At 69.2% G+C, this 21,047-nt stretch carries 22 protein-coding genes; 3 read left to right on the top strand and 19 right to left on the bottom strand.

From position 1 onward, the window contains the following. The first annotated feature begins 22 nt into the window (after positions 1 to 22). The 3 genes from coaA to CG736_RS17865 all read left to right on the top strand — a co-directional run bounded on the left by coaA (position 23) and on the right by CG736_RS17865 (position 3,744). Positions 23 to 1,003 (top strand): type I pantothenate kinase, encoded by a 981-nt coding sequence (gene coaA / locus CG736_RS17875; RefSeq protein ID WP_083462715.1) that lies wholly within the window; start codon positions 23 to 25, stop codon positions 1,001 to 1,003. Positions 1,004 to 1,235: 232 nt separating this feature from the next. Continuing rightward, on the top strand, positions 1,236 to 2,555 hold the full coding sequence (locus tag CG736_RS17870) for a glycosyltransferase family 2 protein (RefSeq protein ID WP_043914522.1): 1,320 nt from the start codon (positions 1,236 to 1,238) through the stop codon (positions 2,553 to 2,555). Next, complete coding sequence (locus tag CG736_RS17865) at positions 2,548 to 3,744, top strand: glycoside hydrolase family 26 protein (protein WP_100587186.1); 1,197 nt, start codon at positions 2,548 to 2,550, stop codon at positions 3,742 to 3,744. The genes CG736_RS17870 and CG736_RS17865 overlap by 8 nt, the downstream gene beginning before the upstream one ends. Positions 3,745 to 3,783: 39 nt before the next feature. Here CG736_RS17865 and CG736_RS17860 read toward each other — a convergent pair whose 3' ends face one another. The 19 genes from CG736_RS17860 to rplO form a co-directional block, all read right to left on the bottom strand. Then, positions 3,784 to 5,379, bottom strand: coding sequence for a glycosyltransferase family 39 protein (locus tag CG736_RS17860; protein WP_100587185.1), 1,596 nt, complete (start codon positions 5,377 to 5,379; stop codon positions 3,784 to 3,786). Between the two features lie 95 nt (positions 5,380 to 5,474). Further along, on the bottom strand, positions 5,475 to 6,686 hold the full coding sequence (locus CG736_RS17855; RefSeq protein WP_100587184.1) for a glycoside hydrolase family 26 protein: 1,212 nt from the start codon (positions 6,684 to 6,686) through the stop codon (positions 5,475 to 5,477). Then, positions 6,676 to 7,770: a hypothetical protein gene (locus tag CG736_RS17850; RefSeq protein ID WP_157815621.1), complete on the bottom strand. Its 1,095-nt coding sequence runs from the start codon at positions 7,768 to 7,770 to the stop codon at positions 6,676 to 6,678. The genes CG736_RS17855 and CG736_RS17850 overlap by 11 nt, the downstream gene beginning before the upstream one ends. A gap of 190 nt (positions 7,771 to 7,960) precedes the next feature. Continuing rightward, positions 7,961 to 9,325: a phosphoglucosamine mutase gene (gene glmM / locus CG736_RS17845; RefSeq protein WP_100587182.1), complete on the bottom strand. Its 1,365-nt coding sequence runs from the start codon at positions 9,323 to 9,325 to the stop codon at positions 7,961 to 7,963. Between the two features lie 137 nt (positions 9,326 to 9,462). Continuing rightward, positions 9,463 to 9,969: a 30S ribosomal protein S9 gene (rpsI, locus tag CG736_RS17840; RefSeq protein ID WP_043914527.1), complete on the bottom strand. Its 507-nt coding sequence runs from the start codon at positions 9,967 to 9,969 to the stop codon at positions 9,463 to 9,465. 47 nt (positions 9,970 to 10,016) lie between these two features. After that, complete coding sequence (gene rplM, locus CG736_RS17835; protein ID WP_035863497.1) at positions 10,017 to 10,460, bottom strand: 50S ribosomal protein L13; 444 nt, start codon at positions 10,458 to 10,460, stop codon at positions 10,017 to 10,019. A gap of 235 nt (positions 10,461 to 10,695) precedes the next feature. Continuing rightward, the gene (locus CG736_RS17830; RefSeq protein WP_100587181.1) at positions 10,696 to 12,354 is read right to left on the bottom strand and encodes an ABC-F family ATP-binding cassette domain-containing protein; all 1,659 of its coding nucleotides are present in this window, start codon (positions 12,352 to 12,354) and stop codon (positions 10,696 to 10,698) included. Positions 12,355 to 12,482: 128 nt separating this feature from the next. Next, entirely contained in the window at positions 12,483 to 13,388 is a 906-nt protein-coding gene (gene truA / locus CG736_RS17825; protein ID WP_100587339.1) for a tRNA pseudouridine(38-40) synthase TruA, read from the bottom strand. A 116-nt stretch (positions 13,389 to 13,504) separates the two neighbouring features. Next, entirely contained in the window at positions 13,505 to 13,975 is a 471-nt protein-coding gene (rplQ, locus tag CG736_RS17820; protein WP_035863499.1) for a 50S ribosomal protein L17, read from the bottom strand. Between the two features lie 124 nt (positions 13,976 to 14,099). Further along, the gene (locus tag CG736_RS17815; RefSeq protein ID WP_030457404.1) at positions 14,100 to 15,122 is read right to left on the bottom strand and encodes a DNA-directed RNA polymerase subunit alpha; all 1,023 of its coding nucleotides are present in this window, start codon (positions 15,120 to 15,122) and stop codon (positions 14,100 to 14,102) included. A 133-nt stretch (positions 15,123 to 15,255) separates the two neighbouring features. Continuing rightward, positions 15,256 to 15,663 (bottom strand): 30S ribosomal protein S11, encoded by a 408-nt coding sequence (rpsK, locus tag CG736_RS17810; protein ID WP_030232513.1) that lies wholly within the window; start codon positions 15,661 to 15,663, stop codon positions 15,256 to 15,258. A gap of 73 nt (positions 15,664 to 15,736) precedes the next feature. Then, positions 15,737 to 16,117, bottom strand: a complete 381-nt coding sequence (gene rpsM / locus CG736_RS17805) for a 30S ribosomal protein S13 (protein ID WP_035863501.1) — start codon at positions 16,115 to 16,117, stop codon at positions 15,737 to 15,739. Positions 16,118 to 16,294: 177 nt separating this feature from the next. Continuing rightward, positions 16,295 to 16,408, bottom strand: a complete 114-nt coding sequence (gene rpmJ, locus CG736_RS17800) for a 50S ribosomal protein L36 (RefSeq protein ID WP_003956441.1) — start codon at positions 16,406 to 16,408, stop codon at positions 16,295 to 16,297. Between the two features lie 35 nt (positions 16,409 to 16,443). Then, positions 16,444 to 16,665: a translation initiation factor IF-1 gene (gene infA, locus CG736_RS17795; RefSeq protein ID WP_003956442.1), complete on the bottom strand. Its 222-nt coding sequence runs from the start codon at positions 16,663 to 16,665 to the stop codon at positions 16,444 to 16,446. A gap of 168 nt (positions 16,666 to 16,833) precedes the next feature. Then, the gene (mscL, locus tag CG736_RS17790; RefSeq protein WP_043914559.1) at positions 16,834 to 17,268 is read right to left on the bottom strand and encodes a large conductance mechanosensitive channel protein MscL; all 435 of its coding nucleotides are present in this window, start codon (positions 17,266 to 17,268) and stop codon (positions 16,834 to 16,836) included. A gap of 140 nt (positions 17,269 to 17,408) precedes the next feature. Further along, complete coding sequence (gene map, locus CG736_RS17785; RefSeq protein WP_100587338.1) at positions 17,409 to 18,242, bottom strand: type I methionyl aminopeptidase; 834 nt, start codon at positions 18,240 to 18,242, stop codon at positions 17,409 to 17,411. A gap of 108 nt (positions 18,243 to 18,350) precedes the next feature. Continuing rightward, positions 18,351 to 19,010, bottom strand: a complete 660-nt coding sequence (locus CG736_RS17780) for an adenylate kinase (RefSeq protein WP_100587180.1) — start codon at positions 19,008 to 19,010, stop codon at positions 18,351 to 18,353. Further along, the gene (gene secY, locus CG736_RS17775) at positions 19,010 to 20,317 is read right to left on the bottom strand and encodes a preprotein translocase subunit SecY (protein ID WP_043914563.1); all 1,308 of its coding nucleotides are present in this window, start codon (positions 20,315 to 20,317) and stop codon (positions 19,010 to 19,012) included. Before secY ends, CG736_RS17780 begins: the two co-directional genes overlap by 1 nt. 273 nt (positions 20,318 to 20,590) lie before the next feature. After that, positions 20,591 to 21,046, bottom strand: a complete 456-nt coding sequence (gene rplO / locus CG736_RS17770) for a 50S ribosomal protein L15 (protein ID WP_043914565.1) — start codon at positions 21,044 to 21,046, stop codon at positions 20,591 to 20,593. Position 21,047 lies beyond the last annotated feature (1 nt).

Genomic DNA, 21,047 nt, shown 5'->3' with positions numbered 1-21,047 from the left:
CACGGCCCACAATGGACCTGTGCTGACCGAACTCTGTACGAGGGGCGCGCCCGCCGCACCCACCCCCTCCCCGTACGTGGATCTGGACCGCGCCGAGTGGAGCGCACTGCGCGAGCGCACGCCGCTACCGCTCACCGCCGACGAGGTCGAGCGCCTGCGCGGCCTCGGCACCGCACTGGACCTGGACGAGGTCCGCGACGTCTACCTGCCGCTGTCGCGCCTGCTGAACCTGTACATCCACGCCACGCACGAGCTGCGCGGCGCGCTGGGCACGTTCCTGGACACCCCCGACACCGAGCGGGTGCGCACCCCCTTCATCATCGGCGTCGCCGGGTCGGTGGCGGTCGGCAAGTCCACCACGGCCCGTCTGCTGAAGGCGCTGCTCGCCCGCTGGCCCGAGCACCCGCGGGTCGAGCTGGTCACCACGGACGGCTTCCTGCTGCCCAACGCGGAACTGCGCCGGCGCGGCCTGATGGCCCGCAAGGGCTTCCCGGAGTCGTACGACCGGCGGGCGCTGATGCGTTTCGTCGCGGACGTGAAGGCCGGCAAGGAGCGGGTCACCGCGCCCGTCTACTCGCACCTGGTCTACGACATCGTGCCGGACGAGCGGCTGGTGGTGGAGCGCCCGGACATCCTGATCGTGGAGGGCCTGAACGTGCTGCAGCCGGCGCTGCCCGGCACCGACGGGCGGACCAGGATGGCGGTCGCCGACTACTTCGACTTCTCGATCTACGTCGACGCCCGCACCGACGACATCGAGGCCTGGTACCTGGACCGGTTCCGCAAGCTGCGGGAGACCGCCTTCCAGGACCCCAACTCCTACTTCCGGCGCTTCACCGAAGTGCCGGAGGAGGAGGCGATGGACTACGGCCGGCAGGTGTGGCGGACCATCAACCGGCCGAACCTGCTGGAGAACGTCCTGCCCACCCGGGGCCGGGCCACCTTGATCCTGCAGAAGGGGGCGGACCACAAGGTGCGCCGAGCACTGCTTCGCAAGCTCTGACCTGGCGTCACTCGTCCGAAGGTTCCACATTTTCGGAACGGAGTGCACACGATCGAGTCACACGCCGTTACCTGAGGCCGGAAGGCATCACGGCTTGGTCCCAATTGGCGGGACACCAACGATGGCGTTGCCCCGTATGCCCGATTTCGCGGGGATTCACGTGTTACTCGGACGTCTATCATCAGGACGGCCTAGTCCAGTATGAACAGTCGATCGAGACGGTCCGGGGGCCATGCTCGCTTTTTTGCTCCAGCTCCGCCAGTGGTGGACTGTCGGCACCATCTACCCGTTTGCCGTCTTCATGTTCGGCATCTGGATGCTCTGGTTCGTCAGGCTCGGCCTGGCCCGTCGCTACCGCCCGTGGAAGCGTCCCTACCAGGTCACCACCTCGGTGATCATCCCGGTGGTGGACGAACCGGTCGACCTCTTCTACTCGGTGCTCGACCGGATCATCGACCAGCAGCCGACCGAAATGGTCGTGGTGATCAACGGTCGGCGCAACGAGGCGCTGGAGCAGGTCTGCGACCAGCTCGGCGTGTACTGGCAGTGGACCGAGATCCCGGGCAAGCGCAACGCCCTGAAGGTCGGTCTGGAGGCCTGCACCGGTGACATCGCCGTGCTGGTCGACTCCGACACCATCTGGACCCCCACCACCCTGTCGGAGCTGGTCAAGCCGTTCCGGGACGAGAAGGTCGGCGGGGTGACCACCCGTCAGCGGATCCTGGACCCGGGCCGTTCGGTGCTCACCCGCTGGGCGGACTGGCTGGAGAGCGTCCGCTGCCAGTACTCGCTGCCCGCGATGAGCGTGCTCGGCACCGTCGGCTGCCTGCCCGGCCGGACCATCGCGTTCCGCCGGAAGATCCTGCTGGACTGCATGGACGACTTCCTGTCGGAGAAGTTCCTCGGCGTGTTCCTGGAGGTCAGCGACGACCGCACGCTGACCAACTACACGCTCAAGCAGGGCTACCGGACCGTCTACCAGTCCACCTCGCTGGTCTACACCGACGCCCCGCTGCACCTGCGCAAGCTCACCAAGCAGCAGTACCGCTGGGCCCGCGGCTCGCAGTACAACACGCTGCGGATGCTGCCCTGGATGCTGCGCCGGACCAAGATGCTGGCGCTGTTCTACGTGGTCGACATCGTCGTGCCGTTCGTCCTGCTCGGCTCCTTCGCCTCCTGGGCCAAGGCGCTGTGGCGGCACACCGGCCCGAGCCTCTACATGGAACTGCCGCTACCGGCCGTCCACTGGAAGGCCATCACCACCATCCTGGTGCTGGCCGCCGTGATGTCGGTACTGTCGTTGGCGGTCCGGTTCGGCCGTCACTTCGCCTACCGGGCACAGGACTTGGTGTACCTGCCGGTGTTCATGGTGATCAATACGTTCATCCTGCTGCCGGTTCGGCTGCTGGGCTTCTTCCGGATGGGCCACAACGCCTCCTGGGGCACCCGCGAGGACAGCTTCGCGGGTGAGAAGGCCCGCAGCGTCAAGGTGGTCATTCCTTATCTGCTGGGCAGTGCCCTGCTGGTCGGATCGGTGATGATGAGTGTCTGAGACGGCGTCCGAGACGCGGTCCGCGTCGATTCCCAAACAGGCCGACGCCCCCGAGGCCGAACGGAAGGCCACGGCGCGGCGGCGCAAGAAGATGCACTGGTGGTCCCGCGGCAGCGGCATCCGCCTTCGGGTCTGGATGACCGTCAACGTGGTGCTGCTGGCCGCCCTCTGCTGGGGCGTCATGTCCGCGCTGCGGCTCGACGACCAGGGCCCCCGGTACGCGGGCCTCGGCCGGCCCGCCGGTGTGCCCGGCATCGGCCAGCTGATCAATCCCGGCCCGCCTCCGGTGCCCGCCAAGTCGATCTTCAACACGCCGAACGGCAAGTACTTCGGCGTGGCGACCCCGGAGGCCCCGTGGTCCTCCGCCGAGGTCGACTCGGTCGCCGGCAAGGCCGGCGTCCGGCCCACCATGACCGAGTACTTCGTGCGCTGGACCGCCGACTTCGACCCGAAGGCGGTCTCCCGGGCGTACGAGCACGGCACCCTGCCGGTGATGTCCTGGGAGCCGTGGGACGGCGAGGACAACGGCCACACCGAGCAGCCCCAGTTCGCCCTGTCGACCATCATCTCGGGCGCCCACGACGACTACATCCGGCGCTTCGCCCAGGCCGTCGCCGCCCAGAAGTGGCCGCTGGCGATCCGGTTCGCGCACGAGATGAACGGCACCTGGTACCCCTGGTCGGAGAGCAAGAACGGCAACCAGAAGGGCGAGTACGTCCAGGCCTGGAAGCACGTCCACGACCTGTTCCAGCAGGCCGGGGCGGACAACGTGATCTGGGTGTGGAGCGCCAACATCCTCCGTCCGGTGCCGAACACCGACCTGGCCGCGCTGTACCCCGGTGACGACTACGTCGACTGGGTCGGCCTGACCGGCTACGGCACCAAGCTCGAGGAGAGCGCCACCACGACCTTCGGGCCGACCCTCGACGCCGTCCGCAGGATCACCAAGAAGCCGGTGCTGATCACCGAGACCGGCCGCGAGCCCAGCGTGGCGCTCAAGGCGAAGTGGACCACCGACTTCTTCAGCTGGCTCAACCAGCAGACGGACGTGCTCGGCTTCATCTGGTTCGAGCGCAACCGCGACCAGGGCGCCAACGCCGACTGGCGGTTCGACGAGACCCCCGAGTCCCAGCGCGCGTTCGCCGACGGCATCGCCTCCGTCAAGCTCGCGGACGGGCTCGGGGGCTGAGGCCCCGTCGGCCGGCCCGCCCGGGCCGGCCGACCCCCGTCAGCCGCTCTTCGCGGCCGGCTTGTACAGCCAGATCGTGTAGTGCAGGCCCTTGATGTTGCTCGGCAGGTCCGCGACCTGCTGGTAGTTCTTGTTGGCCTGCAGCGCGGCGGTGATCTTCACGTCCAGGTCCTTGGTGGTCTTGTTGTCCAGCACCACCAGGTTGAACTTGTTCGCGGCGATCGCCTTCTCGTAGGCGGCCGCGCCGCTGTAGTTCTTCTTGTCCTTCGGGTCCTTGTACGAGTAGTTCCAGGTGCTGACCCACTGCGTGCCGTCGGTCTCGTGACGCAGGTAGTAGCGCGGCACCGGCGAGTTCTCCGCCAGGTACAGGCCCTGCTCATCGACGTGCGGACGGATCGCGGCCACCATCTCGGTGGCGTCCGCCCAGCCGTTCAGGTACAGCCGGTCGGTCTCCGGCACGCCCACCGCCAGGGTGCCGGCCAGGGCGGCCGAGATCACCAGCGGCTGCCAGATCCGCCGGCCGCGGCCCGTCTCCAGCAGCCAGGCCAGGAAGAAGCCCGCCAGCAGGCAGGCGAACCAGGCGCCGAAGGTGACGTGCTTGTGCAGCGAGACCGTCAGGTTGATCCGCGCCTGGTTCGCCGGGGCCAGCACCACCGCGAGCAGCAGGACCGCGCCGATCCCCCGGCTCGCCCAGGACGCGCCGCGCACGCACAGCAGCACCAGGCCGGCCACGGCGAGCAGCAGCACCGGGCCGACCCAGTCCCAGGACTCGCCCATGATGAACGCCACCGTGTCCTGTCCGGTGTGCCGGCTCAGCGTGGTCGACTCGATGCCGCCGCGCAGCTGGCGGCCGCCCGCCAGGACGCCCAGGCCCATCAGCGCGCCCGCCACCGCCGTCACGAACACGCCGCGCAGCAGCGCCGCGCCGAGCCGCAGCTTCGGCATCGCGCACAGCACCGCCAGCGCCACCACCACCGGACTCCACAGCGCCGCCGCGTACTTGACGCCGTCGGCCAGCGCCACCACCGCGCCGGTGGCGGCCAGCCAGCCCCAGCGGCCCTCGGCCCGGATCGCCAGGTAGCCGGCCAGCGCGGTCAGCAGCACGGCCATCGGGTCGTAGGTGGAGAACGCGGACAGGAACTGGGTGGGCGTCAGCACCACGAACGTCAGCGCCGCCAGCGCGCCCGCCGTCCGCCCGTACAGCCGGGAGGCCGCCAGGTAGGCCAGCACGGTGGCGCCCATCATGCAGGCCAGGCCGAGCAGTCGGGCCGCGGTGATGCCGCCGATGGTGTCGGCGGCCGCGCCGATCGGCGGGTACAGCTGCGGGGCGCCCGAGAAGTAGCTCGCGTAGGCGGGCAGTTGGACGCCGTGCACCCAGTTCGCCACCAGGTCGTGGCCGGCGAACAGGTACAGCGCCTCGTCGCTGAAGGCGGTGCGGGTCCAGATCAGCCGCAGGGCGAAGCCGACCTGGACGGCCAGCGACAGCAGCAGGAACCAGACCGGCAGCCGCAGTCCCAGCAGCCGGCGCCCGTCCGACTCCTCGCGGCGGGACCGGCGGGAGGAACCGGACCCGGTCCCGGGCTCCGCGGCGGTCTGCGGAGCCTCCTCAGCATGGGGAGAGACAGCCCAGGACACGGTCGGCTCCAGTGCGGATTCAGTGAAGAGCGGCCGAACCGGCCGCAGAGGCCGCCATTATTTCGGGCCGTTCGCATCCCACACAAGACACCTCGTCAGCGCAGCGGCCAGGACACCAGCACCTGTGAGGCGAGGCCCCTGCGGAACGAGTCGCGGGCCCCCTGGGAGGTGGTGAACCGCCAGTCGTAGCGCCCGCCCTCGCTGTCCGCGAACTGGAACCAGACGAACCCGACCACCCGCGGGTGGTCGATCAGCCAGGAGAAGAAGTCCTGGATCCACAGCGCCTTCGCGTTGGTCGGCCGCACCCCGGTCTCGCCGATGAAGATCGGCTTGTCCGAAAGGGCCGTCAACTCGTCGTAGGTGTCGTTCAGCAGCGGCCCCACGCTCTCCGCGCTGTCGGTGCTGTACGCCTCCATGCCCATCCAGTCGACGTAGTCGTCGCCCGGGTAGAACCGGGACAGTGGCGGCCGGCCGGGGCTCTGCGTGTCCGGGCACCACTGCCAGATCACGTTGTCCACACCCTGTGCGTCGAACACGTCGTGCACGTGCCGCCAGGCCGCGACGTAGTCGCCCTTCCGGTTGCCGTTGCGCTCCTCGGACCACGGGTACCAGGTCTCGTTCATCTCGTGCGCGAACCGCAGGACCACCGGTCCCCTGGCCTTCTTGACGTCCCGTGCGAACTTCTTCACGTAGTCGTCGTGCGCGCCCGAGGCGATCCTCGACAGCCGGTAGTCGGGCTGGTCCACGGACTTGTCACCGCCGGCCCACGGCTCCCAGGTGAGCAGCGGCATCGCGCCCAGCTTGTACGAGGCCTCGAACGAATCCTGGTTGAAGTCCTGATTCCACTTCAGGAAGTACTCCTGGACGGTCGGGTGGTCCCCCGCGTCGTCCACCACCTGCTTGGTGCGCGCCTCGCTCGGCGCCTCCGGCGTGGCGATGCCGAACAGCAGCCCGGGCGGGTTGACCAGCCGGTCCTTGCGCGCCTCGGTGCCGGGGTCCTCGGGCGGCAGCGCCAGCGCGCCCGAACCGGCGGAGGGCGCGCCGACCGCCCCCCGGCCCGGGTTCGAGCCGGAGGCGCCGTCCAGTTCCACCGCGAAGCAGCTCAGTACCAGGCCGATCACCAGCCCGACCCGCAGGGTCGGCGGCAGCAGCCGCCAGACCCGTGCCAGCACCGGGCCGAGCAGCGCCGCCAACCGCTCGACCACCCGGGCGACGAACGCCACGGGTCGTTCGAACAGCGGCGGCGCGTACTCGCGTATTCGACCGCTCAGTGTGCCCGGCCAGTCCTTCGTTCGCTCAGCCGGCATTCGAAAGAGCAGCCTGACCACGGGCCTTCAGATCGTCCACGGCCTTCTTGAGGACGCCCGCGGCCGCCGACTTCACGGCCGGCGTGGAGTCCGTCACCGGGCTCAGGTCGACATTGCCGCCGAGAGTGAACACCGCGTAGCGGCCGAACGAGTCGTTGGAGGTCGCGCACTCCGCCAGCTTCGGGCAGAACCGCGGCGTCGAGTTCGTGCGCAGCGCCTTGACGTTGCCGGCCACCTTCGACTTCACCCGGTCCGCCTGCGGCTTGGTGTCGAACACCGCGATGCCGACGGTGATCGCCGACTTGTCGGACAGGTAGGTCGCCAGGTACATGTCCTGGCAGTTCTCGGTGGACAGCACCGAGCCGAGACCGTTGTTGGTCTCCGCGGAGCACGTGTCGCCGTGCTCGGTCGCCACCCGGTTCAGCGTCTGACCGTCGACGGTCAGCGTCGCGTTCGGGAACAGGCCCTCCGCCGACAGCGGGGCCTTGTCGGTGGACACCCGGCTGAGTGCCTCCTCCGCCGTCTTCGGCTTCCCCGCCGGGGAACCCGAGGCGCCGTTGCTCGGACCGGGGCCCGGGTCCGTGGACTGGCCCGCGATCGGCTTCTTCGGCTTGTCGTCGTTGCCGACCAGCACCGCCGCGGTGACGATGCCGCCGACCAGCACCAGCGCGCCCAGGGTGCTGAGCAGCGCGATCGTCCGCTTGCGACGGCGCCGCTCGTCCTCGTGCTGGGTCGCCATCGCCGACCAGTCCGGCGCTTCCGCGTCGCCCTGGAACGTCGGCGCGGCGTACCGGCCCTGGTACGGCTGCTGCCCGGGCGGCGGGTAGCCCCCCTGCCCGTACGACTGCGGCGAGCCCGCGCCCTGCGAGAAACCGGGGCCCTGCGGCGGCCCGAATCCGGGCTGGGCCGGCGGGAACCCCTGCTGCGGCGGGTACCCGTACGCCGGCTGCGGCCCGCCCTGCTGCGGCGGGTAACCGTAGGCAGGCTGCGGCGAGCCCGGCATGCCGGGCTGCTGCGGCGGGACCCCCTGCCCTGATGCCGGCGGCTGCTGCTGCGGCTGCTGCTGCGGCTGATCCTCTGACATCAACGCCCCCTCCACGCTTCGATCACAGTTCAGCATGCTATCGGTAGAGCTCGACACGTCCACAGCCCGCCCTCGGGCTGGCCGAAGAGTTGCCGATCCGTCACCTGCGCACCACTGCTGACCTTCCGTCAGCCGATCCGGGGCGGGCGGCGCCCGGCTCCCCCGCCGGGCCCGCCGCGCCGACCCGCCGTCAGCCCAGGTGCAGGCGAACCGATTCGGCGAGGCGCTCGCAGACCTCCAGCGCCTGGTCGTGGCCGACCGCCTCGACCATCACCCGGACCAGCGGCTCGGTGCCCGACTTGCGCAGCAGCACCCGCCCGGTGGTGCCGAGCTCGGCCTCCGCCGCCGAGACCGCCGCCTGCAGTTCGACACAGGACTCGACCCGGTCCTTGTCCACGCCCTTGACGTTGATCAGCACCTGCGGCAGCCGGGTCATCACGGTGGCGAGGTCGGCCAGCGGCTGCTTGGTGGCGGCCAGCCGGGCGCCGAGCATCAGACCGGTCAGGGTGCCGTCGCCGGTGGTGGCGTGGTCGAGCAGGATCACGTGGCCGGACTGCTCGCCGCCGAGCGCGAAGCCGTGCTGCTTCATCTCCTCCAGCACGTACCGGTCGCCGACCGCGGTCTGCACCAGCTCGACGCCCTCGCGCTCCATCGCCAGCTTGAAGCCCAGGTTGGACATCACGGTGGCCACCGCGGTGTTGCGGCGCAGCGTGCCCGCTTCCTTCATGGCGACCGCGAGGATCGCGAGGATCTGGTCGCCGTCCACCTCGTTGCCCTCGGCGTCGGCGGCCAGGCAGCGGTCCGCGTCGCCGTCCAGGGCGATGCCCAGGTCGGCCTTGTGCTCCTGCATCGCGGCGCGCAGCTTGTCCAGGTGGGTGGAGCCGACGCCGTCGTTGATGTTCAGGCCGGTCGGCTCGGTGCCCAGGGTGTACACCACCTCGGCGCCGGCCCGGGCGAACGCCTCCGGGGCGACCCGGGCGGCCGCGCCGTGCGCGCCGTCGATGACGACCTTCACGCCGTCCAGCCGGTTCGGCAGCACCGCGACCAGGTGCGCCACGTACCGGTCGAAGCCCTCGTTGTACTGGCGGACCCGGCCCACCGCGGCGCCGGTCGGCCGCTCCCAGGTCTCGTCGCCGACGCCGTAGCGGCGGTAGTGCGCCTCGATCGCGTCCTCGATCGCGTCGTCCAGCTTGTGGCCGCCGCGGGCGAGGAACTTGATGCCGTTGTCAGGCATCGCGTTGTGGCTGGCGGACAGCATCACGCCGAAGTCCGCGCCGAGCGCGCCGGTCAGGTACGCCACCGCCGGGGTCGGCAGCACGCCGACCCGCAGCACGTCCACGCCGGCACTGGCCAGGCCGGCGATCACCGCGGCCTCCAGGAACTCTCCGGACGCGCGGGGATCACGGCCGACCACGGCGACCGGCCGGTGCCCCTCGAACGCGTTCGCGTCCCCGAGCACATGGGCGGCGGCCACTGACAGGCCGAGCGCCAGCTCCGCGGTCAGGCCGACATTGGCCACCCCGCGTACCCCGTCCGTACCGAAGAGTCGTGCCATGTTCGCGTTCGTCCCGTCCTGTCAGCGCCTGTCGGCTCGGTTGGTACCAGCCCCCGCGGACCCCGCACGAGTCCGGGAGGCACAACGCCCCGGAGCACGAAGTGTGCTCCGGGGCGAGGATCGCATGCAGGGTGCGATTAGCGCTTGCTGTACTGCGGCGCCTTGCGGGCCTTCTTCAGACCGGCCTTCTTGCGCTCGACGGCGCGGGCGTCACGGGTCAGGAAGCCGGCCTTCTTGAGCGGGCCGCGGTTGTTGTCCACGTCCGCCTCGTTCAGCGCACGGGCGACGCCGAGGCGCAGCGCGTAGGCCTGACCGGAGACGCCGCCACCCGAGATGCGGGCGACGATGTCGTAACGGCCGTCCAGCTCCAGGAGCTTGAAGGGCTCGTTCACGGTCTGCTGGTGCACCTTGTTGGGGAAGTAGTTCTCCAGGGTGCGACCGTTGATCTTCCACTGGCCGGTGCCGGGGACGATGCGCACGCGGGCGATCGCCTCCTTGCGGCGGCCGAGACCGGCGCCGGGGACGGCCTCGCCGAAGCGGCCGGCCAGCGACTCGGTGGTGTACTCGGACTCGGAGGTGTACTCGTCGACGTTCTCGTCGTCGAATTCGACCTCGAGGGTGCTCTCGATGGCAGTCTCGGCCACGGTGTTCCTCAGCTCTTCTACGTCAGTTGGGGTGTGGGTGGCCGGAATTACTGCGCGACCTGGGAGATCTCGAACGGCACCGGCTGCTGCGCAGCGTGCGGGTGCTGGTCGCCCGAGTAGACCTTCAGCTTCGAGAGCATCTGGCGGCCGAGGCTGTTCTTCGGAACCATGCCCTTGATGGCCTTCTCGACGGCCTTCTCCGGGTTGTTCGCCAGCAGGTCGTCGTAACGGACCGAGCGGAGACCGCCCGGGAAGCCGCTGTGACGGTAGGCGAGCTTCTGGGTCTTCTTGTTGCCCGAGAGGTGCACCTTGTCGGCGTTGATGATGATGACGAAGTCACCAGTGTCAACGTGCGGCGCGTAGATCGCCTTGTGCTTGCCCCGCAGGAGGTTGGCGGCCTGGGAGGCCAGGCGGCCGAGCACGACGTCGGTCGCGTCGATGACGTGCCACTGACGCTGGACGTCGCCGGGCTTGGGGCTGTACGTACGCACGGTCGTAGCCTTCGCTTTTCAGTGAGTGGGTCCTGACAGGAGCACACAGGGCCTGGGGCCTCCAGCCGACCGTCCCGGACGCAATTCGGGCGTTGGCCGCTGGAGTTCGGCCTGTGGTGTCTCCGGCGTACCGACCTCTCACGTGAGATAGAGCGAGCCAATACGCACAACAGCAGCCAACAATACCGGGCCGGAGGCGCTGAATCCAAACCGGCCCGGCGGCGGCGCCGCGGGATCAGCGGTCCCGGACCACCCGGGCCTCGTCCCAGACCGGCTCCGACGACTCGTACACCCGGCCGTCCGAGCCGAACACCAGGAAGCGGTCGAAGGTCCGCGCGAACCAGCGGTCGTGGGTGACGCACAGCACCGTGCCGTCGAACGCCTCCAGGCCCTGCTGCAGCGCCTCCGCGCTCTCCAGGTCCAGGTTGTCGGTCGGCTCGTCCAGCAGCAGCGCCGTCACACCCGACAGCTCCAGCTTCAGGATCATCAGCCGGGCCTGCTGCCCGCCGGACAGCGACTCGAACTTCTGCTCCTCCTGCCGGTCCAGCTCGTAGCGGCGCAGCGCCGACATCGCCGCGCCCCGGGACAGCGCGTGCTCCTCCTCGACGATCGCCCGCACCGTGCGGCCCAGGAGCTCCGGATGGGCGTGGGTCTGCCGGAAGTGCCCCGGCACCACCCGGGCGCCGAGCTTCCAGCTGCCGCCGTGGTTCACCGACTCGTCGCCCGCCAGCAGCCGCAGGAAGTGCGACTTGCCGGAGCCGTTCGAGCCCAGCACCCCGACCCGCTCGCCGTAGTAGACCTCCAGGTCGAACGGCTGCATCAGGCCGGTCAGCTCCAGGCCCTGCATGGTGAACGCCCGCACACCGGTGCGGCCGCCCTTCAGCCGCATGGTGATGGACTGCTCGCGCGGCGGCGCCTCCGGCGGGCCCGCGTCCTCGAACTTCTTCAGCCTGGTCTGCGCGGCCGCGTACCGGGACGCCATCTCGTGGCTGACCGCCGCCGCCTGCCGCAGCGTGACCACCAGCTTCTTCAGCTTGGCGTGCTCCTCGTCCCACCGGCGGCGCAGCTCCTCGAACCGCTCGAACCGGGCCTTGCGCGCCTCGTGGAAGTTGTCGAACCCGCCGCCGTGCACCCACACGCTGGAACCGGCCGCGCCGGACTCCACCGCGATGATCTTCTCGGCGGTACGGGAGAGCAGCTCCCGGTCGTGCGAGATGTACAGCACCGTCTTGTTGGTGGCCCGGATGGCCTCCTCCAGCCAGCGCTTGCCCGGCACGTCCAGGTAGTTGTCCGGCTCGTCCAGCAGCAGCACCTCGTCCGGGCCGCGCAGCAGCGCCTCCAGCACCAGCCGCTTCTGCTCGCCGCCGGACAGCGTGTTCAGGCCCCGCCACTGGGCGCGGTCGAACGGCATGCCCAGCGCGGCCATCGTGCAGATGTCCCAGTCGGCCTCGTACTCGTAGCCGCCGGCGTCCGCCCAGTCGGAGAGCGCCTGCGCGTACGCCATCTGCGACTTCTCGTCGTCCTGCGCGATCATCGCCAGCTCGGCGGCGTCCACCTTGCGGGCCGCGTCCGCGATCCGCTTCGGCGCGACGGAGACCAGCAGGTCCCGCACCGAGGCGTCGGGGGCCAGCGCGCCCGGGGTGTCCTTCGCGTCCTCCCGGCCGGTGGTGCCGACGAACTGGCGCATCACGCCCAGCCCGCCGCTCACCGTCACCGAACCGCCGTGCGGCTGCACGTCCCCCGCGATCATGCGCAGCAGCGTGGTCTTCCCGGCCCCGTTCGCGCCGACCAGCGCGACGGCCGCGCCCTCGCCGACGCGGAAGGACGCGTCGTCGAACAGCACCCGCCCGTCCGGCAGGTAGTACTCCAGGTGCGAGATCTCGACATGTCCCATGCCACCGAATTGTGCCAAGCGGCAACCGCACGACAAAACGGATTACCCGCCCCACCCGAGCACCCGAACACCCGTCGGCGGACCGCACCCCCGCGCCCTACCAGGGGCGCGGGGAACTGACGGCACCCTCAGTCGGATCCGCCCGGCGCGGAGCCGGCCGCGCCCTCGGCGGGCTCCCCCAGCGTACGAAGCCGCCGCGAGACCCGGTTCCGCTCCGCCAGCAGCGCGTCCTCCGGGTAGCCGACCTCCTCCAGCGTCAGCCCGTGCGGGCGGATCACGTTGACCGCCGAGTTCCGTACGCCGCCCGCCAGCACCTCGCCCGGGAACTCCACCGGCCGATGTCCGTCGCCGACCAGCAGCATCGCGCCGACCAGCGAGCGCACCATGTTGTGGCAGAACGCGTCCGCCCGGACCGTCGCGACCGCCAGCGAGCCCTCCTGGGCCGCGTACGGGTCGATCGGGGTCCGGTCCCAGTGCACCTCCAGCAGGGTGCGGATGGTGGTGGCGCCCTCGCGCTTCTTGCAGTACGCGGCGAAGTCGTGCTCGCCCACCAGCAGCGCGGCGGCCGCGTTCATCCTCTCCAGGTCGAGCGGCCGGTCGTGCCACAGCACGTGCCCGCGCAGCATCGGGTCGACGCCGCCCTGGTGGTCGGCGACCCGGTACGCGTAGCGCCGCCAGATCGCCGCGAACCGGGCGTCGAACCCGTGCGGCGCCTCGGACAGCCGGTACACCCGGACGTCCGCCGGCAGCCGCCCGGCCAGTCGGCGCAGCAGCTTCTCGCCGTGCTGCGCCCACAGCTCGTCCGGCAGGTCGACGTGCGCCACCTGCCCGCGCGCGTGCACCCCGGCGTCGGTGCGGCCGGCCACGGTCAGCGGGAAGTTGTCCTCGCTCCGCAGCACGATCCGCAGCGCGTCCTCCAGCTCGCCCTGCACGGTGCGCCGCCCGCGCTGCCGGGCCCAGCCGGAGAACTCCGCGCCGTGGTACGCCAGATCGAGCCTGATCCGGGTGTGCCCGTCGGCCGGGCCGTCCTTCACCGGCGGCTGCTCCGCGCAGTCGTTCACCACTCCAACTCCCCTGTCTCGCAGCTGAGATGCGAACGGGCCCGCTCCCCCGTCGCGGGAGAGCGGGCCCGGTCACGGACCTATGAGGTTCAGGCCTCGGTGGTCTCGGCCTCGTCGGCCTTGGCCTCGGCGGCCTGCTCGGCCTCCTTGACGGCGCGCTTGGCAGCGGCCTCGGCCTCGGCGACGGTCGCCTTGGTGGCGATCTCGCCCTCGACCAGCTCGATCACGGCCATCGGGGCGTTGTCGCCACGACGGCTGCCGATCTTGGTGATGCGGGTGTAACCGCCGGGGCGGTTCTCGAACCGCGGGGCGATCTCGGTGAAGAGGGTGTGCAGCACCGACACGTCGGTGATGGTCTTGCGCACCAGGCGACGGTTGTGGATGTCACCCTTCTTCGCCTTGGTGATCAGCTTCTCCGCCAGCGGGCGCAGGCGACGAGCCTTGGCCTCGGTGGTGGTGATGCGGCCGTACTGGAACAGCTCGCGGGCCAGGCCGGCCAGCAGCAGCGGCTCGTGGGACGGACCGCCGCCGAGGCGGGCACCCTTGGTGGGACGGGGCATGGTTACTCCTCGAATCTCCGACTACGGCCGTACCAGGTACCGCAGCGGGCGTACGGACACCGTGTCCGCACGACTTTCATGGTGCCGGGGGCGGTTCGCGAGGAACCGCCCCCGGTGCCAAAAATCAGTACTGCTCGGTCTCCGCGTAGCCCTGGTCGTCCAGGTCGTCGGCGCCGAAGGCGTCGGCGGCAGCGGTCGGGTCGAACCCGGGCGGGCTGTCCTTGAGGGCCAGGCCCATGCCGGCCAGCTTCGCCTTGACCTCGTCGATCGACTTCGCACCGAAGTTGCGGATGTCGAGCAGGTCGGCCTCCGAGCGGGCGACGAGCTCACCCACGGTGTGGATGCCCTCGCGCTTGAGGCAGTTGTAGGAGCGGACGGTGAGCTCCAGCTCCTCGATCGGCAGCGCCAGGTCCGCGGCCAGGGCGGCGTCCGTCGGGGACGGGCCCATGTCGATGCCTTCGGCGTCGACGTTCAGCTCGCGGGCCAGGCCGAACAGCTCGACCAGGGTCTTGCCGGCCGACGCCATCGCGTCGCGCGGACGCATGGCGGGCTTGGTCTCGACGTCGACGATCAGCTTGTCGAAGTCGGTGCGCTGCTCGACACGGGTGGCCTCGACCTTGTAGGTGACCTTCAGCACGGGGCTGTAGATCGAGTCGACCGGGATGCGGCCGATCTCCTGGCCGGAAGCCTTGTTCTGCACGGCGGAGACGTAGCCGCGACCGCGCTCGACGGTCAGCTCCATCTCCAGCTTGCCCTTGCCGTTCAGCGTGGCGAGGACCAGCTCGGGGTTGTGCACCTCGACACCGGCCGGGGGCGCGATGTCGGCGGCGGTGACCACACCCGGGCCCTGCTTGCGCAGGTACATCACGACCGGCTCGTCGTGCTCCGAGGAGACGACCAGCTGCTTGATGTTCAGGATGAGGTCGGTGACGTCCTCCTTGACGCCCGGCACGGTGGTGAACTCGTGCAGGACACCGTCGATGCGGATGCTGGTGACAGCGGCACCCGGGATCGAGGAGAGGAGCGTGCGACGGAGCGAGTTGCCGAGGGTGTAGCCGAAGCCCGGCTCCAGCGGCTCGATGACGAACCGCGAGCGGAACTCGTCGACAACCTCTTCGGTCAGCGAAGGACGCTGAGCGATCAGCATGTTCTGGATCCTCCAGTTGTCTTCGGCACCCACTATTTGATGCCGATAGAACTCAAGCGTACGGGGTCCCGTTCAGAACGGGACCCCGTACCAGGTTTAAAACGCTACCCGCAGTGCCTGTGAAGGCGCCGGATCAAACGCGGCGACGCTTCGGCGGACGGCAGCCGTTGTGCGGGGTGGGGGTGACGTCCTGGATCGAGCCGACCTCCAGGCCGGTGGCCTGGAGCGAACGGATCGCGGTCTCGCGGCCGGAGCCCGGACCCTTGACGAAGACGTCGACCTTGCGCATGCCGTGCTCCTGCGCGCGACGGGCAGCGGCCTCGGCGGCCATCTGCGCGGCGAACGGGGTGGACTTGCGCGAGCCCTTGAAGCCGACGTGGCCGGCGGAGGCCCAGGAGATCACGTTGCCCGCGGGGTCGGTGATCGAAACGATGGTGTTGTTGAACGTGCTCTTGATGTGGGCGTGCCCGTGAGCGACGTTCTTCTTTTCCTTGCGGCGGATCTTCTTCGCGCCGGCAGCCTGACGACCCTTGGGGGGCATAAGTCTGTTCTCCTACTGAGGTGGTCGGTCCGCTATCCCGCGGGCCGGAGGGATGTCCGGTTGACGGGACGGACTACTTCTTGCCCGGCTTCTTCTTACCGGCGATCGCGCGACGCGGGCCCTTGCGGGTACGCGCGTTGGTGTGGGTGCGCTGGCCGCGGACCGGCAGGCCACGGCGGTGGCGCAGGCCCTCGTAGCAGCCGATCTCGACCTTGCGGCGGATGTCGGCGGCGACGGCGCGGCGGAGGTCACCCTCGACCTCGAAGTTCGCGTCGATGAACTTCTGCAGCTTGACGAGGTCGTCCTCGGTGATGTCGCGGACGCGGACGTCCGGGCTCACACCGGTCTCGGCCAGCGTCTGCTGGGCGCGGGTACGGCCGATGCCGTAGACGTAGGTGAGGGCGATCTCGATCCGCTTTTCGCGGGGGAGATCAACGCCGGCGAGGCGTGCCATTCAAGGCTCCTGTGGTTCTTCAGAGGTCTGACGTGCCGCCTACTCACTGTCTCTCGACAGGGAGCCCCGGCCTCTGACCGGGGGTGGCAGTCCGTCCTGTTCGGACGGATCGGGCGGCCCGCGTATGACGTTGATGCGCGTCGCGCGAAGGTACTACGAGAAATGCTGGGGGGTGACTCAGCCCTGGCGCTGCTTGTGGCGCAGGTTGTCGCAGATCACCATGACCCGGCCGTGGCGGCGGATCACCTTGCACTTGTCGCAGATCTTCTTGACGCTCGGCTTGACCTTCATGATTCAGGTTCTCCGGGGTCTAGATCTGGCTTTTGTTACTTGTAGCGGTAGACGATCCGGCCGCGGGTCAGGTCGTAGGGGCTGAGCTCCACCACGACCCGGTCATCCGGGAGGATGCGGATGTAGTGCATGCGCATCTTGCCGCTGATGTGCGCGAGGACCTTGTGACCGTTCTGCAGCTCGACCTTGAACATCGCGTTCGGAAGAGACTCGATCACGGTGCCCTCGATCTCAATGGCGCCTTGCTTCTTAGCCATGAACTGCGAGATCCACCCTTCGGGTCCGGCTACCGTATGCGGAACGCTCGTGCGAACCAGGCTTCACCTCCGCCCGGGAGTACTCCCCTGGGCTGAGGGCGTGCCGAAACACGCTACGAGAGAGCCGACGCACCATCGTAAACCAAGCACCACGCCGGAGCGAAATTCTCAGCCCTTGGCCGTCACCTGGATGGGGAGCACCGGCTCCACCACCGCGGTGCACGACGAGCAGCGGCGGGCCGCCTGGGGGATCTCGGTCAGGCACTCGGGGCAGGGCCGCTTGGGGGTGGCGGGCTTCTTCGGCAGGTACCGGGCGGTCGCCTTGGAGACCGGGAGCACGACGCAGAAGTACAGCACCGCGGCGGTCAGCACGAACGCGATCAGCACGTTCAGGAACTGGCCGTACGGGAAGGTGACGTCGGCGACGGTGAACTTGTACGCGCTGAAGTCGCCGGCCGCGCCGACCACCACGCCCAGCACGGGGGTGAGGAACGCGGTCACGAAGCCGGTCACGACCCCGGTGAACGCGGCACCGATGACCACACCGACGGCCATGTCGATGACGTTGCCGCGCATCATGAAGTCGCGGAAGCCCTTGAGCACTGTCTCTCCTGGAGTAGCTACGGGTATCAGCTGACGAAAATAGGACAAGAGGCCCGGGGGTCAAAACCCCCGGGCCTCGATCCGCCGGTTTGAGACATGTCCCTCAGCCGCCGGCCGTCCCGCGCGCCACTCCGGAGGGATCAGCCCAGCGGGTCCGGCGCCGCGGTGACGCCCAGCTTCGCCAGCTCCGCCTTGCCGCCGTCGAACGCGGTCAGCACCAGCGGACCCTGCTCGGTGACGGCCACCGAGTGCTCCCAGTGCGAGGCCCAGGTGCCGTCGGTGGTGACCACCGTCCAGTCGTCGTCCAGGATCGCGGTGTGCGGGGTGCCCAGCGACACCATCGGCTCGATCGCCAGCACCGTGCCGGGCACCAGCTTCGGGCCCTTGCCCCGGCCCGCCACGTAGTTCAGCACGTGCGGCTCCATGTGCATGGCGGTGCCGATGCCGTGGCCGCCGTAGCCCTCGGTGATGCCCCACTTGCCCTTCGGGGGCAGCGGCTGGCGACGGATGAAGCCCTCGATCGCCCGGGACACGTCGACCAGGCGGTTGCCCTTCTTCATCTGGGCGATGCCGGCCCACATCGAGCCCTCGGTGACCTTCGACAGCATCACGTTCTCGTCGGCGGTCGCGCCGACCGCGACGGTGATCGCCGCGTCGCCGTGCCAGCCGTCCAGGATCGCGCCGCAGTCGATCGAGATCAGGTCGCCGGCCTTCAGCGCCTTGTCGCCGGGGATGCCGTGCACGACCTCCTCGTTCACCGAGGCGCAGATCACGCCCGGGAACCATAGGCCGCCGTGGTCGGCGCGGAAGTTGGACGTGGCGCCGTGCTTGGTGATGACCTGGTCGGCGATCTCGTTCAGCTCACCGGTGGTCACCCCCGGGGCGACCGCCTCGCGGCAGGCCTTCAGCGCCTCGGCGACGACCAGCCCGGCCGCCCGCATCTTGGCGATCTGCTCGGGGGTCTTGATCTCCATCTGGTCCACGCCTTCCACGTTCTGATGTCGGACTGCCTACCACCGTACGACGCCGAGACGGCCGGGCCGCCCGCTTCGGGGCTACCCGGCCGTCTCGATGCCTTGGGGTCAGGCGTTCTTCTTCTGCTCCAGGGCGGCGACCGCGCGCTCGGTCACCTCGTCCACCTTGCCGAGGGCGGGGATGGTGACGAGCAGGCCCTGCTCCTGGTAGTAGCCGATGATCGGCTCCGTCTTGGAGTGGTACTCCTCCAGCCGGACCCGGACGGCTTCCTCGGTGTCGTCCGAGCGCTGGTACAGCTCGCCGCCGCACTCGTCGCAGACGCCCTCGGTCTTCGGCGGGTTGTACACCACGTGGAACACGTGGGCGCCGTTCTTGCGGCACAGCCGGCGACCGGCGATCCGCTTGACGACCTCGTCCTCGGAGACCTCAAGGTCCAGCACGCCGTCCAGCGCGATGCCCTGCTCGGTCAGGAAGGCGTCCAGCGCCTCGGCCTGACCCAGGTTGCGCGGGAAGCCGTCCAGCAGGAAGCCGTCGGCGGCGTCCTCCTGGAGCATGCGGTCCTTGGCCATCCCGATGGTGACCTCGTCCGGCACCAGGCGCCCGGCGTCCATGTAGGACTTCGCCTCGACGCCCAGCGGGGTGCCCTGGCTGATGTTGGCACGGAAGAGGTCACCGGTGGAGATGTGGGGAATGGACAGGGTCTTGGCCAGAACGTGCGCCTGAGTACCCTTCCCGGCCCCGGGGGGTCCGACGAGGACGATTCGCATCAGCGGAGGAACCCTTCGTAATTGCGCTGCTGGAGCTGGCTCTCGATCTGCTTCACAGTTTCGAGTCCGACGCCGACGACGATGAGCACGGAGGTGCCGCCGAACGGGAAGTTGGTCTGCTGCCCGAAGGCGACGAGGGCGACCATCGGGATCAACGCGATCAGGCCCAGGTACAGCGAACCCGGCCACGTGATGCGGGTGAGCACGTAGTTCAGGTACTCGGCCGTCGGTCGGCCGGCCCGGATGCCCGGGATGAACCCACCATACTTCTTCATATTGTCGGCAACTTCTTCGGGGTTGAAGGAGATGGCGACGTAGAAGAACGCGAAGAACACGATCAGCACGAAGTAGGTGGCCATGTAGATCGGGTGGTCACCCTTGATGAAGTGGTTCTTGATCCAGATCGCCCAGCCCGCCTGCGAGTTGGTCAACTGCACCACCAGCGCCGGGATGTACAGCAGCGAGGAGGCGAAGATGACCGGGATCACACCGGCCTGGTTGACCTTCAGCGGGATGTACGTCGAGGTGCCGCCGAACGACCGCCGGCCGACCATCCGCTTCGCGTACTGCACCGGGATCCGGCGCTGGGCCTGCTCGACGAAGATGACCAGGCAGACCACGATGATGCCGACCAGGATGACGGCGGAGAACTCGCCCCAGCCGTCCAGCAGCTTGCCGGAACCCTTGATGGCCCACATCGAGCCGGGGAAGCCGGCCGCGATGGAGGTGAAGATCAGGATCGACATGCCGTTGCCGATGCCGCGGTCGGTGATCAGCTCACCCAGCCACATGATCACGGTGGTGCCGGCGGTCATGATGATGACCATGGTGGCGATCCGGAAGATCGACGTGTTCGGGACGATGTTCCCGCCCTGCGCGCAACCGGAGAACAGCGCGCCGCTGGACGCGGTCGCGAGGATGCCGGTGCCCTGCAGCACCGCGAGCGCGATGGTCAGGTAACGGGTGTACTGGGTGATCTTCGCCTGGCCGGACTGCCCTTCCTTCTTCAGGGCCTCCAGCCGCGGAATGACCACGGTGAGCAACTGAAGGATGATGCTGGCCGTGATGTACGGCATGATGCCGAGCGCGAAGATGGTCAGCTGTAGCAGCGCGTTTCCACTGAACAGGTTGACCAGCCCGAACAGACCTTCCTTCTGACCGCTCACGCACGCGTGCACGGCCTCGAAGTTGATCCCGGGCATCGGAACGTGTGCGCCCAGCCGGAACAGCACCATGATGCCCAGCGTGAACAGCAGCTTCTTGCGCAGGTCGGGCGTCTGGAACGCCCGCGCGAACGCACTGAGCACGGTGCCTCCTGCGCCTCCCGCGCGTCGTCGGCGGAAGGGTCGGTCCTGATGTGGGGTAAGGGAACTTCACGGACTCTAACAGTGCCCGGGTGCTCGACAGAAGCGCGCACTGCCGCTCCCCCACGCATGGGGTACGGCTTGCCCGGGTTTGACACACAAATCGAGCACAGGTGTTCAAGCGTGTCGGAGTCGGAAACGCAACCGGGCCCCGCACTCCTCTCTCTCGAGAGGAGTGCGGGGCCCGGTTTCTGTCCGTGCGTCAGATCAGCGACGTCACAGCAGCTCGGTGACCGAGCCGCCGGCGGCGGTGATCTTCTCGGTGGCGGAGCCGGAGACGGCGTCGACCGTCACCTGCAGCGCGACCGAGATCTCGCCCTGGCCGAGAACCTTGACGAGCTCGTTCTTGCGAACGGCGCCCTTGGCGACCAGGTCGGCAACGGTGACCTCGCCACCGTTCGGGTAGAGCTCGGCCAGGCGGTCCAGGTTCACGACCTGGAACTGCTTGTGGGCCGGGTTCTTGAAGCCCTTCAGCTTCGGGAGGCGCATGTGGAGGGGCATCTGGCCACCCTCGAAGCGCTCCGGAACCTGGTAACGGGCCTTGGTGCCCTTGGTACCACGACCTGCGGTCTTACCCTTGGAGCCCTCACCACGACCGACGCGGATCTTGTCGGTCTTGGCGCCGGGCGCCGGACGCAGGTTGTGGATCTTGATCGGCGAGTTGTCCGCCATT

The sequence above is a fragment of the Kitasatospora sp. CB02891 genome (genome assembly GCF_002803145.1).
Taxonomy (GTDB): Bacteria; Actinomycetota; Actinomycetes; order Streptomycetales; family Streptomycetaceae; genus Kitasatospora; species Kitasatospora griseola.
Note: the sequence above shows the minus strand (reverse complement) of the source record. Positions and strands in the feature narration are given on the sequence as shown.